This window comes from Pseudomonas sp. PDM22, assembly GCF_014851965.1.
Lineage (GTDB): Bacteria > Pseudomonadota > Gammaproteobacteria > Pseudomonadales > Pseudomonadaceae > Pseudomonas.
This window is the reverse complement of the sequence record NZ_JACVAR010000009.1, coordinates 94,516-109,585: the sequence shown is the minus strand read 5'-3', so window position 1 is coordinate 109,585 and position 15,070 is coordinate 94,516. Positions and strand designations below refer to the sequence as shown.

Here is a 15,070-nt window from a genome sequence, read left to right as displayed (position 1 = left end):
CAAAGGGAAATGCCGGCGCGATCTGTCCGTGGCTTGCGTTTTCTGTCCGTGATCGGCGCTTTCCCTAGTCTTCGCGCCGCTCGGTCGACTCGCGGTCGCGCTCGTAACGATGGCTCAGCGGGAACGCCGGCAGCCAGGCTTCGCGGCGGCAGGTCCAGAGTTCGTAGGTGGGCTGGAAGCGGTCCGACTCGTCCAGCGCGCCAAGGCTCACTTCCACTTCGTCGCCGCTACGGCCGAACACCGAGGAACCGCAGCGCGGGCAGAAGCATCGCCCCTGATATTCCTGCGTGTCGCCTTCGATACGCACGGCGCTCTCGGGAAAGATTGCCGAGGAGTGGAACAGCGCGCCATGGTGCTTGCGGCAGTCCAGGCAATGGCAGATACCGACCCGGTAAGGCAGGCCCGTCGCCTCGATACGCACGCTGCCGCACAGGCAGCTGCCGGTGGTCTTGTCCATGTTTTAGCTCCTCTCGTGCCCGAAGAAGATAGGTTGACCGGCTCTGGCGGCGCCCGCTCCGCCAGTCCGACGCGTGGGGTATTTGGCCGTTTCGCGATATTCGTCGTCCGGATCGCGTGAGACAGCCAGGGTTCGCACGCCTAGCATAGGCCTCCCAATACGAAGAACCCGGCGCGCCCTGCCCGCGCGCCACACCTTGCTGCCCCGGAGTCCCATGTCTACCACCGCTTCTTCCCTGGCCACGCCGTCCGTGGCCAGCCAGGCCAGCCCGCTGGTCATGCGCGTGATCGGCGCGTGCGCCCTCGCCCACCTGACCAACGACCTGATCCAGGCCGTGCTGCCGTCTATCTACCCGGTACTCAAGGCCAACTACGGCCTGAGCTTCACCCAGGTAGGCCTGATTACCCTGACCTTCCAGCTCACCGCCTCGCTGCTGCAGCCCTGGGTCGGCTACCACACCGACCGCCATCCCAAACCCTGGCTGGCGCCGCTGGGCAGCGTCTGCACGCTGATCGGCATCCTCATGCTGGCCTTCGTCGGCAGCTTCCACGCCATCCTGCTGGCCTCGGCGCTGGTGGGCATCGGCTCCTCGACCTTCCACCCGGAAACCTCGCGCATCGCGCGGCTGGCCTCCGGCGGGCGCTACGGCCTCGCGCAGTCCACCTTCCAGGTCGGCGGCAATGCCGGCAGCGCCTTCGGCCCGCTACTGGCGGCGGCCATCATCATTCCGTACGGCCAGGGCAACGTGGCCTACTTCGGCCTGTTCGCGGTGTTCCTCGTCGGCGTGCTCTGGGGCCTGAGCCGCTGGTACAGCCACCACCTCAACCTGTTCAAGCTCAAGGCCGGCGGCGTGGCCACCCACGGGCTGTCCAAGGGCCGGGTGACCGCGTCCCTGGTGGTGCTGGCGCTGCTGGTGTTCTCCAAGTACTTCTACATGGCGAGCTTCACCAGCTACTACACCTTCTACCTGATCGAGAAGTTCGACCTCTCGGTGGCCAGTTCGCAGCTGTACCTGTTCGGCTTCCTCGGCGCGGTGGCAGCCGGCACCTTCTTCGGTGGCCCGGTGGGCGACCGCATCGGCCGCAAGGCGGTGATCTGGTTCTCCATCCTCGGCGTCACGCCCTTCACCCTGGCGCTGCCCTACGTCGACCTGTTCTGGACCAGCATCCTCAGCCTGGTAATCGGCTTCATCCTCGCCTCGGCGTTCTCGGCCATCGTGGTCTACGCCCAGGAACTGGTGCCAGGTAACGTCGGCATGATCGCCGGGGTATTCTTCGGCCTGATGTTCGGCTTCGGCGGCATCGGCGCGGCCTTCCTCGGCCACCTGGCCGACATCCGCGGCATCGAGTACGTCTACAAGCTGTGCTCCTACCTGCCGTTGCTGGGCTGCCTGACCATCCTGCTGCCGTCCACCAAGAAGAAAGCGTAAGCCTTCTGCCGCCGGCCCCGAGCCGGCGGCAGACCCTTCGCCCGGCCGTTCGTGCGCGGGCAAATGTAATGGATTGTTGTAAAGCGCCCCGAGCCTCGCCGGCGATACATTTGCGCCGCCTGGGCCACGGGCCATCACTGTTAGCCTTCCCGCAATGCAAATAACTCGCATTTGCCGGAGAGCTTTCCGTCCATGTCGTCCCGCCTGAACCTCACTCCCGTTACCCGTTCCGAAGCACCTCTCACCCTCGCACCCGTCGTCGGCCTCGCCACCTTCATGGCGATCCCACTGAGTGCCTGGGCAGATCAGCCGCCAACTGCCGATGACCAGGACGCCCTGGCCCTGCCCGACAGCACCGTGCAGGCCACCCGGGAGTCGCCCTACAAGGTCGACCGCGCCAGCTCGGCGAAGTACAGCGAGCCGCTGCGCGACACCCCGCAGAGCGTCACCGTGCTCTCCGAGACGCTGCTCAAGGAGCAGAACGCCCAGAGCCTGAAGGACGCCCTGCGCAACGTGCCGGGCATCACCTTCAACTCCGGCGAGGGCGGTGGTGGCGTCGGCGACAGCCTGACCATCCGCGGCTTCAACGCCGACGGCAACATCTACCGCGACGGCGTGCGCGACCCGGCCAAGTACTCCCGCGATGACTTCTTCAACACCGAAGGCGTGGAGGTCTTCAAGGGCTCCAGCACCGCCGCCTGGGGCGTCGGCGCCGTCGGGGGCGCGGTCAACCTGGTGACCAAGACCCCGCAGCTGGACGACTTCAACCTGCTCAGCGGCGGCGTCGGCACCGCCAACTTCAAGCGCGGCACGCTGGACGTGAACCACCGCATCGACGGCCTCGGCGAAGGTGCGGCCTTCCGCGTCAACGTGATGGGCGCCAACACCGGCACCGACGGCCGCGACTGGGTCGGCGACGAGCGCTACGGCTTCGCCCCATCCCTGGCGCTGGGCCTGGGCACCGACACCCGCGTCACCCTGGCCTATGAGTACCTGCACGACAACGCCACGCCCGACTACGGCATCCCCACCGTCAACGGCAGCAACGGCGGCTCGCCGCACCGTGCCGGCGGCGCCAGCTGGAGCAGCTACTGGGGCTGGCGCAACCTCGACTACGAGAACAACGAATCGCACCGGGTGAACCTGAAGTTCGCCCACGACTTCAACGACGCCCTGAGCCTGGACAGCCGTTTCACCTGGTTCCACCTGGACCACGACTTCTTCGTCACCACCCCCGGCGGCGACCCGAACGCCGGTGCGCCCGGCATCCAGGCCGGCAAGGGCATCTACCGGCGCAACATCAACACGCCGCTGCGCGAGCAGACCAACGACACCTACAGCAACCAGACCAACCTGACCTGGCGTGTCGACACCTTCGGCATCGGTCACACCCTGGTCGGTGGCTTCGACCTGAGCAAGCAGACGCTCGACTCGAAGACCGGTGCGCTGACCGCCGCCAGCCGCAGCGCCATGGGCAACCTGCCGGTGGCCAGCAACGACTGGTCGAAGTACCCCTACGCGCTGGACACCTACACCTCCGCCAAGCAGTCGGTGGAGCAGCTGGACAAGGCCTTCTACGTGCTCGACACGCTGAAATTCGACGAGCACTGGCAGCTGCACCTGGCTGCCCGCCAGGATCACTTCGACACCCGCGTGCTGGACAGCCAGACCCGCGCCAGCCAGAGCGCCGCCTGGGTCGACAAGGGCAGTTCCTCGCAGAACGAGAAGCTCACCAGCGTGCACACCGCGCTGACTTACAAGCCGGTGGAGAACGGCAGCCTCTACATCAGCTACGCCAACGCCAGGCAGCCTTCCGGCGTGCTCGCCGTGGCGCAGACCGGCAGCATCGCTTCGACCAAGGGCGACCGTGGCAAGACCTACGAAGTGGGCAGCAAGTGGGAGTTCCTCGACGGCCAGCTGGCGCTGAACGGTGATGTGTTCGAGACCAAGCGCCAGTTGACCTACATCGACGACGAAGAACTTTCCGCCTACACCGGCGGCGAGGAGCGGGTACGCGGCATTGAGCTGTCCGCCAGCGGCAACATCACCCGAAACTGGTCGTTGTACGCAGCCTACGTGCACCAGAACAGCAAGCTGGTGAAGCCCTACAACGGCTCGGACAAGGGCGTGCAACTGGCCAACACCCCGCAGAATGCCCTGAGCCTGTGGAGCACCTGGCAACTGCCGGACGACTTTGCTCTGAGCTACGGCGTGCAGTACGTGGACGACGTGAAGATCTACCCCGGCCTGGGCTCGACCATGACCCGCGCCGGCCAGACCACCGTGCCCGGCTACGTGGTACACGACGCCATGCTCAGTTGGCAGGCGACCCAGGACGTGCAGCTGCGCCTGAACGTCAACAACCTGTTCGACAAGCACTACTGGAGCCAGTACAACGGCCGCGGCTACGGCGTTCCGGGCGCGAGCCGCGGCGCGGTGCTGAGTGCGGATTATTCGTTCTGAGTGAGGACAGCCTGCGCCGAACCTGCTTTTCGTAGGATGGCGTGGAGCGAAGCGATACCCATGCTGCAGTCGGGTATCGAGGCCGCTCGGGGCCGGTTACGGAAACGCTGCTGGCCCGTCCATCTCTTCAACCGCGAACCTGTCCGCCAACAGGACTCCCTCCCCGGAAACCCGGCGGGCAGGTTCGCGACCCAATCCCCGCACCGATCTTCTTTTGTAGGAGCGAGGGGGGCGCCTAGCCCTTGCTCGCGAACCTGCAATTCACGGTGTCAGGCTATTCGCGAGCAAGCTCGCTCCTACAGGGGGGCTGCCCTTCAGGCGCCGCGATCGAACAGCAGCGTCGCTTCCAGCCCGCCGCCTTCGCGATTGCGCAGCTCCAACCGCCCGTGGTGCGCAGCGGCAATGGTCTGGGCGATGCTCAGCCCCAATCCGTAGCCACCCGTGGCGCGATTGCGCGACGGCTCCAGCCGGTAGAACGGCTCGGTCACCCGCTCAAGCTGCTCCGGCGCAATGCCCGGCCCGCGATCCAGCACGCGGATGCACAGCGCCTGCGCGCTGTCCTCGACTTCCACCTCGGCACCACCGGCATAACGGATGGCGTTCTCCAGCAGATTGAGCAGCGCCCGCTGCAGGCTCAGCGGGTAACCGGCCAGCGGTTGCAGCGCGCGCCCGGACAACGAAACCCGCTCGCCCTGCTCCTCGAAATCCGCCTGCAGGCTCTGCAGCAGCGCGTTCACATCGAGGTTCTGCCGTGCCTCATCGAGGTCGCTGCCGCTGATGAAATCCAGGGTCGCGGTGACCATGCCTTCCATGTCGTCGAGGTCCTTGCGCATCTTCTGTCGCGCGGTCTCGTCGTCAAGCATCTCGGTGCGCAGGCGCAGACGGGTGATGGGCGAGCGCAGATCGTGGGACACGGCCGCAAGAAAACGCATGCGCTCGCCAAGGTTGTGGATCAGCCGTTGCTGCATGGCGTTGAAGGCGCGGGCGGCACGACGTACTTCCAGCGGCCCTTCCTCGGCCAGCGGCGGCCGCTGGATGTCCTGGCCCAGGCCTTCGGCGGCGCGCGCCAGCTTGTCCAGCGGGCCGATGGCCAGGCGCACCGCCAGCAGAGCCAGCAGCACCACCACGAGGATGCGCAGCAGGTACAGGCGCAGCAGGTAATCCAGCGCCACGTCGAGGGTCGACTGGCTGCTCCAGCCCTGCCCTTCGATCATCGCGATGCGCAGCCAGCGGCCATCGTCCAGCGGCGCCTCCAGCAACAGGTGCGCTTTGGTGCCATTGCCGGTGAAAAGCCCGGTCAGCCCGCTGCGCTCGCCAGCACCGTCATGCAGTTCCACGCGCAACAGGCGCAGCCCCTGCGAGTCGCCGCCCTGATCGTGAACCGCGCGACGAAGCAGGCGCTCGGCCGCTGGATCGAAGGAGCCATCCGGCTCGTCCGCCGAATCCACCAGGCGCGCCTCGAACCCCGGCCGATCGAGCGCGCTCAGCGCCTGCGTAAAGCTCTCCGGCTGACGCTGGTGCAGGTGCTGCAGATCAGTCAGCCGCGCGGCCGCCAGGCGCAGGGGAATCTCCAGCGCCTGGGTGTGGCGCACGTCGTACCAGATGCTGCCGGTGAGCACCTGGGCGGCGATCATCCCGCCCACCAGGATCACCACCAGCCGCCCGAACAGCGTGCGCGGCCACAAGCGCATCAGGCGCTGACCACGTCTTCGGCGGTGAGCATGTAGCCCTGGTTGCGCACGGTGCGGATCAGCTTCGGCGACTTCGGGTCGTCCTCCAGGTGCTGGCGCAGGCGGCTGACGCAGACATCGATGGCGCGATCGAACGGCAGGCGCTCCTTGTCGAACACCTGGCGCAACAGGAAGTCACGGCCCAGCGGGCGATTGGGATGCTGCAGCAGCAGGCGCAGCAGGCGGAAATCCGAGCCGGCCAGGGCGATGCTCAGGCCGGCCGGCGAGCGCAGGTGGCGGGCACGGGTGTCCAGCTCCCAGCCGGCAAAGCGCAGGGTCGCCGCCTCGTCCACCTGGGCGCGCTGCGGGAAGCTCTGCACCCGACGCAGCACCACCTTGATCCGCGCCAGCAGCTCGCGCGGGTCGAAGGGTTTGGGCAGGTAGTCATCGGCGCCCATCTCCAGGCCGATGATGCGGTCGATCAGCGTGCCGCGCGCGGTGAGCATGATCACCGGTACGTCGCTGCGCGCTCGCAGGTCGCGGCACAGGGTCAGGCCGTCCTCGCCGGGCAGCATCAGGTCGAGCACAACCAGGTCCACCGGCTGCACTTCCAGCTGGCGCTGCATTTCGCGGCCATCGGCGGCGGCGGACACCTGGTAGCCCATGCCCTTGAGGTAGTCGGCCAGCAGCTGGCGGATCTCGGGGTCGTCGTCGACGACGAGGATGTGGTCTGGCCTGGACATCGGGAAACTCGCGGCGGGTCGCTATCGTTCCGGCTGTTGGCAGGGGCTGCACGGCGCAAATGTAATGGAATGTTGTGGCGCGGGATTTCGCGCCCCTCCAATACAAAGCCGCCCGGCTCGCCCGCGACGGCAGCGGTAGAGTGGATTGCAAATGCGATTAATTCTACTTCATGCCCAGGTCGTTCCGCATGCCCTTCCTGTCGTCCCGCGCTTCCCGCTCCCGTCTGACTCACGCCTTCGCCACCCTCGCCCTGCTCTGCCTCGGCTGGTTCGGCCTCGCCCTGCCCGCCCAGGCGCTCACCGTCACCGACGTGCTCGGACGCAAGGTCGAAGTGAACGGCAACGCCCAGCGCGTAGTGCTGGGTGAAGGCCGACTGTTCTTCGCCCTCGCCCTGCTCGACCGCGACAATCCCTTCCAGCGCGTGGTCGGCTGGCAGAACGACGTGCGCCTGCTCGACCCGCACACCTTCGACGTCTACGCCCAGCGCTTCCCCCAGGTGAAGCAGATTCCGCTGATTGGCCAGGCCTCGGAGCAGAGCGTCAGCGCCGAGCAGATACTCGCGCTGAAGCCGGACCTCGCGGTGTTCAGCATCGCCGGCGAAGGCCCGACCCAGCACAGCCCGATCGCCGACATCCTCGCCGCCGCCGGCGTGCCGGTGGTGTTCGTCGACTTCCGCGTGCACCCCATCGAGGGCGTGCGTACCAGTCTCACCGCGCTGGGCGCAGCGCTCGGTCGCCAGGCCGAGGCGGACCAGTACCTGAAGTTCTACGACACCCACCTGCAGCGCATCCGCGACGGCGTGGCCGGGCTGGATGACGCGCACAAGCCGAGCGTGTTCCTCGAACTGCTGGCCGGCGTCTGGCAGGCGCCGGGCCACACCACCGGCAAGAGCGGCCTGGGCAGCGTGATCGACGCAGTGGGGGGGCGCAACATCGCCGCCGGCGTGGTACCCGGCGCGCTGGGCGACATCAGCGTGGAGTACGCCCTGTCGGCGAAACCGGATATCTACATCGCCACCGGCAACCGCAATCCGGGGCTGATCCTCGGCGCAGGCGTCAGCCAGCAGCAGGCCCGCGAGAGCCTGGGCAAAGTCCTGCAACGCCCCGAGTTCGCCACCCTCGGCGCGATTCGCACCGGCAACGCCCACGGCCTCTGGCACGACTTCTACAACTCGCCCTTCAACATCCTCGCCATCGAGGCCATGGCACGCTGGGTCCACCCGGAACGCTTCGCCGATCTCGACCCGGCAAAGACGCAGGCGCAGATCAACCAGGACTTCCTGCGCATCGGCCTGGACGGCACCTACTGGATCGACGCCGGCCAGTCTGAATGAACGCCGCCCTGGACAAGATCGACCTGCAGCAGGCACGCCAAGAGCGCCGGCTGCAACTGCGCCGCCGTGGGGCGGTGCTGGTCGCGCTGCTCGTCTTGCTGCTGGGCTCAATGGCCTGGGACCTGCTCAGCGGGCCGTCCGGGCTGACGCCCGCCGCGCTGTTCCATGGCCTGCTGCATCCGGGCGAACTGGAGCCGAGCCAGCGGGTGATCATCTGGAACGTGCGCCTGCCCTACGCGGTGATGGCGCTGCTGGTAGGCGGCGCGCTGGCCCTGGCCGGCGCGGAAATGCAGACCATCCTCGACAACCCGCTGGCCAGCCCCTTCACCCTTGGCGTGTCCTCGTCCGCCGCACTGGGCGCCTCGCTGGCGATCTTCTTCCACCTCGGCAATGCCTGGCTGTCGGCCAACGCCGCGGTGTCGCTAGCGGCCTTCGTCTTCGCTTGCCTGTCGCTGGTGCTGCTGCAGCTGCTCTCGCGCCTGCGCGGGGGCGGAGTGGAAAGCCTGGTGCTGTTCGGCATCGCCCTGGTGTTCAGCTGCAATGCGGCGGTGGCGCTGCTGCAGATGATGGCCAGCGAGGACGTGCTGCAACAGCTGGTGTTCTGGACCCTCGGCAGCCTCGCCCGTGCCGACTGGCACAAGGCTGGCGCGCTGGCCCTGGTGCTCGCGCTCTGCCTGCCCTTCTCCCAGGCCGCCGCGTCGAAACTCACCGTGCTGCGCATGGGCGAAGACCGCGCCCGCAGCCTTGGCGTGGACGTGCGCCGCCTGCGCCGCTTCGCCCTGTTGCGTATCTGCCTGCTGTCGGCGTGCGCGGTGGCCTTCGTCGGCACCATCGGCTTCATCGGCCTGGTCGGCCCGCACATCGCGCGCATGCTGATCGGCGAGGACCAGCGCTTCTACCTGCCGGCCAGTGCGCTGGTCGGCGCGCTGCTGCTATCGCTGTCGTCGGTGGCCAGCAAGCTGCTGATGCCGGGGTTGATCGTGCCGGTGGGCATCGTCACAGCGCTGGTGGGTGTGCCGATTTTCATCACGCTGATCTGCCGGGGAGGACGCAGCGCATGAGCTTGCTCGCACAGAACCTGACGGTTGCCTACCGCCGTCACGCGGTGGTCCACGACGTGACGCTGCCGGAGCTCAGACGCGGCACCCTCACCGCCCTGATCGGCCCCAACGGCGCGGGCAAGTCCACCCTGCTGCGCGGCCTCGCGGGCCTTGAGCAGGTGCGCGGCGACCTGAGCCTGGACGGTCAGTCACTCGCCTCGCTGTCGGTTGGCGAACGCAGCCGGCGCATCGCCTACATGCCGCAGAACCTGCCCGGCGGCATCGCCCTGAGTGTGCTCGACGCGCTGCTCGCCAGCCTGCGGGTCAACCCATTCGACACCGAACTGCGTCGCGCCGACCCGCTGGCCGCCGCCCTCGAAGCGCTGCGTCGGGTCGGCATCCTGCACCTGCGCGACCAGCGCCTGGACCGCCTCTCTGGCGGCCAACGGCAGATGGTCAGCCTGGCCCAGTTGCTGGCGCAGCGTCCGCAGGTGTTGCTGCTGGACGAGCCCACCAGCGCGCTGGATCTGAACTACCAGCTACGGGTCATGCAGTGCGTGCAGGAGGAAGTGCGCCGCCACGGCCTGATCGCCATCGCCGTTCTCCACGACATCGGCCTCGCCGCGCGTTACGCCGATCAGCTGGCGGTGCTGCACCAGGGCCGGCTGGTGGCTGCCGGGGGCGCCGAATCCATCCTTACACCGCAACTGTTCGGCGAGGTGTACGGCGTGCAGGCGCGGGTGGAGCGCTGCTCGCGGCAGACGCTGCAGATCATCATCGACGAAGTGGCCTGCTGAGCGCTCAGCCTTCGCGGCGCTCGGGCTGGGTGGTGTGCACGAACACCGTGTAGGTGTCCGCCGGATGCGCCACGCCAGCCTGGTCCAGCGCGCGGGCGATGGAGCCGCGGTGGTACGTGGCGTGGTTGAGGATGTGGAAGAACATCTCCTCGCGGGTCAGGCTGCCGCTGCGGCCATCGGTGAAGCGGAAGCGGATGACCTCCCGCGCACGCTCCGGGGTCAGGGCGGCGAGTTGCTCGACGTACCACTGAGCGGAAGTCAGCAGGCGCCCGCGCAGCTCGTCATAGCCGGGCACCGACTGGGTATTGGTGGCCGGGTGCGGGTCCGCTTCGCCCTGCAACCGCGCGCGGAACAAGTCCTCGACTATGGCCACGTGGTTGAGCTGCTGGAGCGCGAAGGCACGTTCCTCGGGGAAGCGCTCGGCATCGATCCGGGCGATGGCGTCCAGTGCCCGGCGGTCCGACCAGCATTTGTAGGCGAAGGCCTGGGTCAGCATCGCGATTCCTTGTCAGCGGCCAATGAAGAGGGAGGCGGCACTGTAGCGCATCCAGCGCTTGGGTTGTGCCGGCCCAACTGCCAGACTGCAGCCAGCCCCAAGGACGATTCGCCGCCATGAAAACCCCTGATATAGAAGCCATCCGCGCCTTCCTGCTGGTCGCCGAGCTGAAGAGTTTCACCCGCGCCGCCGAAGCCACCGGTGCCACCCAGGCGGCCATCAGCCTGAAGATCAAGCGCCTGGAGGAATCCCTCGGCCGCCCGCTGCTGGAGCGCACGCCGCGCCGCGTCACGCTGTCGGCCCACGGCTCGGTGTTCCTCGCCAGCGCCCGCCGCCTGCTGGCCAGCTACGACGAAACCCTGCGTTGCTTCGACACGCCGCGCCGTACCCTGCGCATCGGCGTCAGCCACCACATCCTCGGCGCCGACCTGAGCCATTGGCTCAAGCGTCTGGCACAGGCCGATCCGGAGGTGATAGTCGCCTTCAGCCTCGGCACCTCGCGGCAGATGCTGGAGAGCTACGAGGAAGGCGCGCTGGATATCGCGCTGATCCTGCGCCACGACAACCGCCGCCAGGATGGCGAGGTGATCGGCAGCGAACGCTTCGGCTGGATGGCCGCCGAGTCCTTCGAACTGGAGGATGGCTCGCCGCTGCCGCTGGCGATCCAGCCGGCGCCCTGCGGCATGCGCAGCATGGTCGAAAACGCGCTGCAGACGCAGAGCCGTAGCTGGACCGAAGCCTTCGTCGGCTCGGGGATTCTCGCCATTGGCGCGGCAGTGTCGGCCGGTATCGGCATCGGTGCCATGGTCGAACGCATGGCGCCATCAGGTTGCACGGATGTGCGCGAACGCTTCGGCCTGCCGGAGCTGCCGCCCCGCGACGTGGTGCTCTACAGCGCCCATCGCGACGCCCAGACCCGCGCGCTGATCAGCACGCTGAGCCAGGCCATCGCCGCCTGATCCTCAGTGCAGCAATACACCCACACGCGCCAGGAATAACGCCAGCGCGAGGATCAGCGAGCCGCACAGGGCAACGGCAGCAAAGTGGGTGAAGGCGAAGTCGCGGGCATCAATCGGTTCGTGGTCCATGAACGGCACTTCCTGAACGGCGGTTGGGAGCCGCCAGTATCGAAAGTGCCGTGCGGGACAAACAGCGCGCGCCGGCTATTTCAGTGATAAGCGAAACGCGTCAGTAACCGGTCTGGCGATTCACCGTGTGCAGCAGCTCGGTGCCATCCAGGTCGCGCAGGATGTTCTTCGCCACCACCGCCGCACCGCCTTCCACCTGCATGGTGCTGGCGATATGCGGAGTGACCCAGACTTGCGGGTGCGACCACAGCGGATGGTCTTGCGGCAACGGTTCCTCGCGGAATACATCGAGGATCGCCGCGCGGACCTGCCCCGCATCCAGCGCTGCGACCAGATCGGCTTCCACCACGTGCTCGCCCCGGCCAACGTTGATCAGCCCCGCCCCCTTGGGCAGTTGCGCCAGCGTCTCGCGGTTGAGAATGCCGCGGGTGCTGTCGGTCAGCGGCAGCAGGTTGACCAGGATGTCGCACTGCGACAGGAAGCTCGCCAGTTCCTCGGGGCCGGTGTAGGTCTGCACCCCGTCGATCTGCCGCGCGGAGCGGTTCCAGCCCAGCAGCTGGAACTTCAGGTGGCGCAGTTGCGCGAGGCACGCCTGGCCCAGTTGGCCGAGGCCCATCACGCCGACACGGCTGGTCGCCGCCGGCAGGATGCTCAGCGGCTCCCAGACCTGACTGGCCTGCTGCCAGCGGTAGGCCGGCATCTCGCGGTGCAGGGCAAGCGCCGACATCACCACGAACTCGGCCATGATGTCCGCCAGGGAGTCATCGACCATGCGCACCAGCGCCACCGACTCGGGGATCTTCGACAGGTCGAACTGGTCCACCCCGGCTCCCGCCGCGAACAGGACGCGCAGGCCGGTGTAGCGCTCGATGTCGGCGACCGCCTTCCAGGTCAGCAGGTAGGTGACACGCGCCGGGTCAACCGCATCGAAGCCCTCGACGAATTCCAGGTCCGGCACCTGGGCGGTCAGCAGGGCCCGCCATTTCTCGGCGTGTTCGGGTTCGGCGTTGTAAAGAAAGATCACGTCCTGTTCCTCGCTCTTGTTGTTCGCACGTTCTGGCAGTTAACCAGCCGCCCCGCGCGAGGAACACCACTGGAGCAGTACTGCGGGCCCGCAGACCGGCCCGCCCTGCTCACTTGGCCGAGCGCACGCAGCCGAAGCGGGTCTCCTTCGACGGCGAATGGCCGAAGAACGAGGTGTAGCACTTGCTGAAATGGCTGGGCGAAACGAAGCCGCAAGCCAGCGCCACCTCCACCAGCGACAGATCGGAATGCTGCAGCAGACGCCGGCTTTCGGTGATGCGCAGCTCCAGGTAATAGCGCACCGGCGAGGTCCCCAGCTGCTCCTGGAACAGCCGCTCCAGCTGGCGCTTGGAGCGGCCCACGCACTCGGACAACTGGTCGGTGCTCAGCGGCTCCTCGATGTTCGCACTCATGAGGTTGAGCACGTCGCGCAGCGGCTGGGTCATCTTCTCGTGCAGTGCCGGGCGGGTGCGCCGGTAGCGCGATTCCTCGAAGGCGAGGATATCGACGATGCCCTCCACCAGCTCGCGGCCGTGCAAATTGTGAATCCACTCCAGCACCAGGTTGAAGGCACCGTTCGGGCTGCCGGCGGTGAGGCGGTTGCGGTCGAGGATGTAGCTCTCGGCGGTCACCACGCTGTTGCGCGCAACCTCCGCCAGCGAGGCGCGGTTCTCGGGGTGCACCGCGCACTTGTGGCCGTCCAGCAGGCCTGCCTTGCCGAGGAACCAGGCGCCGTTCCACAGGCCAGCCAGGACGATGCCGCGCTCGTCGGCAAGGTGCAGCAGGCGACTCAGGTTGGGCATGTCCTTGAGCGGTGTGCGCAGGCCACCACACACCACCAGCAGGTCCATGTCCAGGTACTTGCTTTCCAGCGCGGAGGCCGGGCAGATAACCAGGCCCAGGTCGCTGGTGACCGACTCGCCATCGAGGCTGTAGGTGCGCGTGGCGAAGGCGCCTTCACGGATCAGATTGGCAGTGACCAGGGTGTCCAGCGCCTGGGTGAAGGCCGGGAGGGAGAAGTTCTCCAGCAGGACGAAACCGACCTTGCGCGGGCGCTGCGGCTCGGCCTTGCGATCGCCGACGAAGCGCAGGTTCTGCCCCTGCATGGACTCGCTGAACTGTCGTCTTTCCACCACTGCACACCATTGTGAATTCTTGTTGGCAGGTACTTCAGCTCAGGTGTTCACCTTGGCGCCCGCCCGGCACAAAGCCGGTTCTGCCGCTTGTGGAAAGGATTATACAAACGCCCCGCTCTGGGCCATAGCGCTGCGCGCGGAGGCCGGCACGCCGCCAGCTCGGCATGTCAGGTGGATGCCTGCACAATCCGCCGATAGCCGAGCCAGACCATCAGTGCCGCCACTATCTGGCCGCCAGCAAAGAGCAGGAACACCGCCCCCGTGCTCCACTGCGCGACGAGCAGGCTCCCGGCGATGGCGGGTGAGATGATCGCCCCCAGCCGCCCGGTCGCCAGCACCAGCCCCACGCCACTGGCGCGAATCGCCGCCGGGAAGGACTGCGGCGCGAGGACGAACAGCGCCGCGATGGCCCCGTTGAGGGCCATCCCCGCTAACACGCCAACGGCAACCGGCAGCGCCGATTCGGCGACCAGCAAGGCCATCAGCACCATCACCAGCGCGTTGATCAGCAGCAGGCCAAGCAGTAGCGCCCGTCCCCCGCTACGGTTCGCCGAGAGTCCCACCAGCAACGCGCCGAGCATGCCACCGCAGGACAGCAGCAGCCCATCGACGGCCCCTTGCTGCTCGCTGAATCCGTTGCGGACCATCAGTGTCGGCGTCCAGCTCATCACGAAGTAGAAGCCCGCCATCGCCAGGAACAGCGCCAGCGCCAGCGATGCGGTCAGTCGCCACTGCCGGGCAGCGAACAACTGCCCGTAGACCTCGCTGCGCGGCACTCGCGGCGTGGTGGCTGCGAGCCTGATGAACTGCGGCGACTCGCGCAGCCAGAATGCGCCCGCCACCGCGCCAGCCAGCGTGACTCCGCCACCGGCCAGGAACACGTAGCGCCAGCCGATCCATTCATTGAACTGGTGCGCCAGCAGCCCGCCCAGACCCGCGCCCAGGGCAAAGGCGACCGATTGCAAGGCAATCGCCAGGTTCCTCCGGCGTCGGCTGGCGGACTCGTAGGCCAGCACATTGGCGCCCACCAGCACCGCGCCGATGCCCAGGCCGGTGAGTACCCGAAGAAGCAGCAGTTGGTAGTAGCCCTGGCTGCAAAACGACAGCAGCATGCTCAGGCCGCTCAACGACAGCGCCGCCAGCAGCAGTGGCCGGCGGCCGTGCAGGTCAGCCCGGGAGCCGAGCAGCGAACCGCCGGCCATGCCCAGCAGGCTGGCGCTGAGCAACACGCCAAGCTGGCCCGCGCCCAGCCCCCATTCCGCGGACACGCGGCTGCCGGTAAAGGCCATCGCCATGGCGTCCAGCCCGTCGATGACGTTGAAGAGCATGCACAGGACAACGACGCTCCACCGCGTGGGCACGTCTGCTTCGCTATGGGTCAGGTCCTGGGGCAC

14 protein-coding genes are annotated in these 15,070 nt (G+C 67.5%); 6 read left to right on the top strand and 8 right to left on the bottom strand.

Annotated features, from left to right (window positions below):
* Positions 1–64: 64 nt before the first annotated feature.
* Positions 65–457 carry a GFA family protein gene (locus tag IB255_RS26820; protein ID WP_081516936.1) on the bottom strand — a complete coding sequence of 131 codons (393 nt, stop codon included), beginning with the start codon at positions 455–457 and terminating at the stop codon, positions 65–67.
* A gap of 214 nt (positions 458–671) precedes the next feature.
* Here IB255_RS26820 and IB255_RS26815 point away from each other — a divergent pair, with 214 nt between their 5' ends.
* The gene (locus IB255_RS26815) at positions 672–1,886 is read left to right on the top strand and encodes an MFS transporter (RefSeq protein WP_081516935.1); all 1,215 of its coding nucleotides are present in this window, start codon (positions 672–674) and stop codon (positions 1,884–1,886) included.
* 192 nt (positions 1,887–2,078) lie between these two features.
* Positions 2,079–4,349: a TonB-dependent receptor gene (locus IB255_RS26810; RefSeq protein WP_081516934.1), complete on the top strand. Its 2,271-nt coding sequence runs from the start codon at positions 2,079–2,081 to the stop codon at positions 4,347–4,349.
* A gap of 314 nt (positions 4,350–4,663) precedes the next feature.
* Here IB255_RS26810 and IB255_RS26805 read toward each other — a convergent pair whose 3' ends face one another.
* Together IB255_RS26805 and IB255_RS26800 are read right to left on the bottom strand one after the other, a co-directional pair.
* Positions 4,664–6,040: an ATP-binding protein gene (locus IB255_RS26805; RefSeq protein WP_081516933.1), complete on the bottom strand. Its 1,377-nt coding sequence runs from the start codon at positions 6,038–6,040 to the stop codon at positions 4,664–4,666.
* Positions 6,040–6,762, bottom strand: a complete 723-nt coding sequence (locus IB255_RS26800) for a response regulator (RefSeq protein WP_081516932.1) — start codon at positions 6,760–6,762, stop codon at positions 6,040–6,042. The genes IB255_RS26805 and IB255_RS26800 overlap by 1 nt, the downstream gene beginning before the upstream one ends.
* 188 nt (positions 6,763–6,950) lie before the next feature.
* Here IB255_RS26800 and IB255_RS26795 point away from each other — a divergent pair, with 188 nt between their 5' ends.
* The 3 genes from IB255_RS26795 to IB255_RS26785 are packed head-to-tail and all read left to right on the top strand — an operon-like array spanning position 6,951 to position 9,933.
* Positions 6,951–8,096 carry an ABC transporter substrate-binding protein gene (locus tag IB255_RS26795; RefSeq protein WP_081516931.1) on the top strand — a complete coding sequence of 382 codons (1,146 nt, stop codon included), beginning with the start codon at positions 6,951–6,953 and terminating at the stop codon, positions 8,094–8,096.
* Positions 8,093–9,157, top strand: coding sequence for a FecCD family ABC transporter permease (locus IB255_RS26790; RefSeq protein ID WP_081516930.1), 1,065 nt, complete (start codon positions 8,093–8,095; stop codon positions 9,155–9,157). Before IB255_RS26795 ends, IB255_RS26790 begins: the two co-directional genes overlap by 4 nt.
* Positions 9,154–9,933, top strand: coding sequence for an ABC transporter ATP-binding protein (locus tag IB255_RS26785; RefSeq protein WP_192211100.1), 780 nt, complete (start codon positions 9,154–9,156; stop codon positions 9,931–9,933). The genes IB255_RS26790 and IB255_RS26785 overlap by 4 nt, the downstream gene beginning before the upstream one ends.
* Positions 9,934–9,937: 4 nt before the next feature.
* Here the strand turns inward: IB255_RS26785 and IB255_RS26780 are convergent, their stop codons facing one another.
* Complete coding sequence (locus tag IB255_RS26780) at positions 9,938–10,429, bottom strand: DinB family protein (protein ID WP_081516928.1); 492 nt, start codon at positions 10,427–10,429, stop codon at positions 9,938–9,940.
* Between the two features lie 116 nt (positions 10,430–10,545).
* On the opposite strand from IB255_RS26780, the gene IB255_RS26775 reads away from it, so the two are divergent.
* On the top strand, positions 10,546–11,388 hold the full coding sequence (locus tag IB255_RS26775; protein WP_081516927.1) for a LysR family transcriptional regulator: 843 nt from the start codon (positions 10,546–10,548) through the stop codon (positions 11,386–11,388).
* A gap of 3 nt (positions 11,389–11,391) precedes the next feature.
* On the opposite strand, the gene IB255_RS30965 is transcribed toward IB255_RS26775, so the two are convergent.
* The 4 genes from IB255_RS30965 to IB255_RS26760 form a co-directional block, all read right to left on the bottom strand.
* Entirely contained in the window at positions 11,392–11,517 is a 126-nt protein-coding gene (locus IB255_RS30965) for a hypothetical protein (protein ID WP_263866074.1), read from the bottom strand.
* 100 nt (positions 11,518–11,617) lie between these two features.
* Positions 11,618–12,541 carry a 2-hydroxyacid dehydrogenase gene (locus tag IB255_RS26770; protein ID WP_081516926.1) on the bottom strand — a complete coding sequence of 308 codons (924 nt, stop codon included), beginning with the start codon at positions 12,539–12,541 and terminating at the stop codon, positions 11,618–11,620.
* 109 nt (positions 12,542–12,650) lie between these two features.
* Positions 12,651–13,673 carry a GlxA family transcriptional regulator gene (locus tag IB255_RS26765; protein WP_230986109.1) on the bottom strand — a complete coding sequence of 341 codons (1,023 nt, stop codon included), beginning with the start codon at positions 13,671–13,673 and terminating at the stop codon, positions 12,651–12,653.
* Between the two features lie 170 nt (positions 13,674–13,843).
* On the bottom strand, positions 13,844–15,070 hold the full coding sequence (locus IB255_RS26760) for an MFS transporter (protein WP_318652772.1): 1,227 nt from the start codon (positions 15,068–15,070) through the stop codon (positions 13,844–13,846).

Bases quoted from the DNA above. Each gene is read 5' to 3' on its own strand.
- IB255_RS26820 (WP_081516936.1), bottom strand. From the start codon at position 457: ATGGACAAGACCACCGGCAGCTGCCTGTGCGGCAGCGTGCGTATCGAG.
- IB255_RS26815 (WP_081516935.1), top strand. From the start codon at position 672: ATGTCTACCACCGCTTCTTCCCTGGCCACGCCGTCCGTGGCCAGCCAG.
- IB255_RS26810 (WP_081516934.1), top strand. From the start codon at position 2,079: ATGTCGTCCCGCCTGAACCTCACTCCCGTTACCCGTTCCGAAGCACCT.
- IB255_RS26805 (WP_081516933.1), bottom strand. From the start codon at position 6,040: ATGCGCTTGTGGCCGCGCACGCTGTTCGGGCGGCTGGTGGTGATCCTG.
- IB255_RS26800 (WP_081516932.1), bottom strand. From the start codon at position 6,762: ATGTCCAGGCCAGACCACATCCTCGTCGTCGACGACGACCCCGAGATC.
- IB255_RS26795 (WP_081516931.1), top strand. From the start codon at position 6,951: ATGCCCTTCCTGTCGTCCCGCGCTTCCCGCTCCCGTCTGACTCACGCC.
- IB255_RS26790 (WP_081516930.1), top strand. From the start codon at position 8,093: ATGAACGCCGCCCTGGACAAGATCGACCTGCAGCAGGCACGCCAAGAG.
- IB255_RS26785 (WP_192211100.1), top strand. From the start codon at position 9,154: ATGAGCTTGCTCGCACAGAACCTGACGGTTGCCTACCGCCGTCACGCG.
- IB255_RS26780 (WP_081516928.1), bottom strand. From the start codon at position 10,429: ATGCTGACCCAGGCCTTCGCCTACAAATGCTGGTCGGACCGCCGGGCA.
- IB255_RS26775 (WP_081516927.1), top strand. From the start codon at position 10,546: ATGAAAACCCCTGATATAGAAGCCATCCGCGCCTTCCTGCTGGTCGCC.
- IB255_RS30965 (WP_263866074.1), bottom strand. From the start codon at position 11,517: ATGGACCACGAACCGATTGATGCCCGCGACTTCGCCTTCACCCACTTT.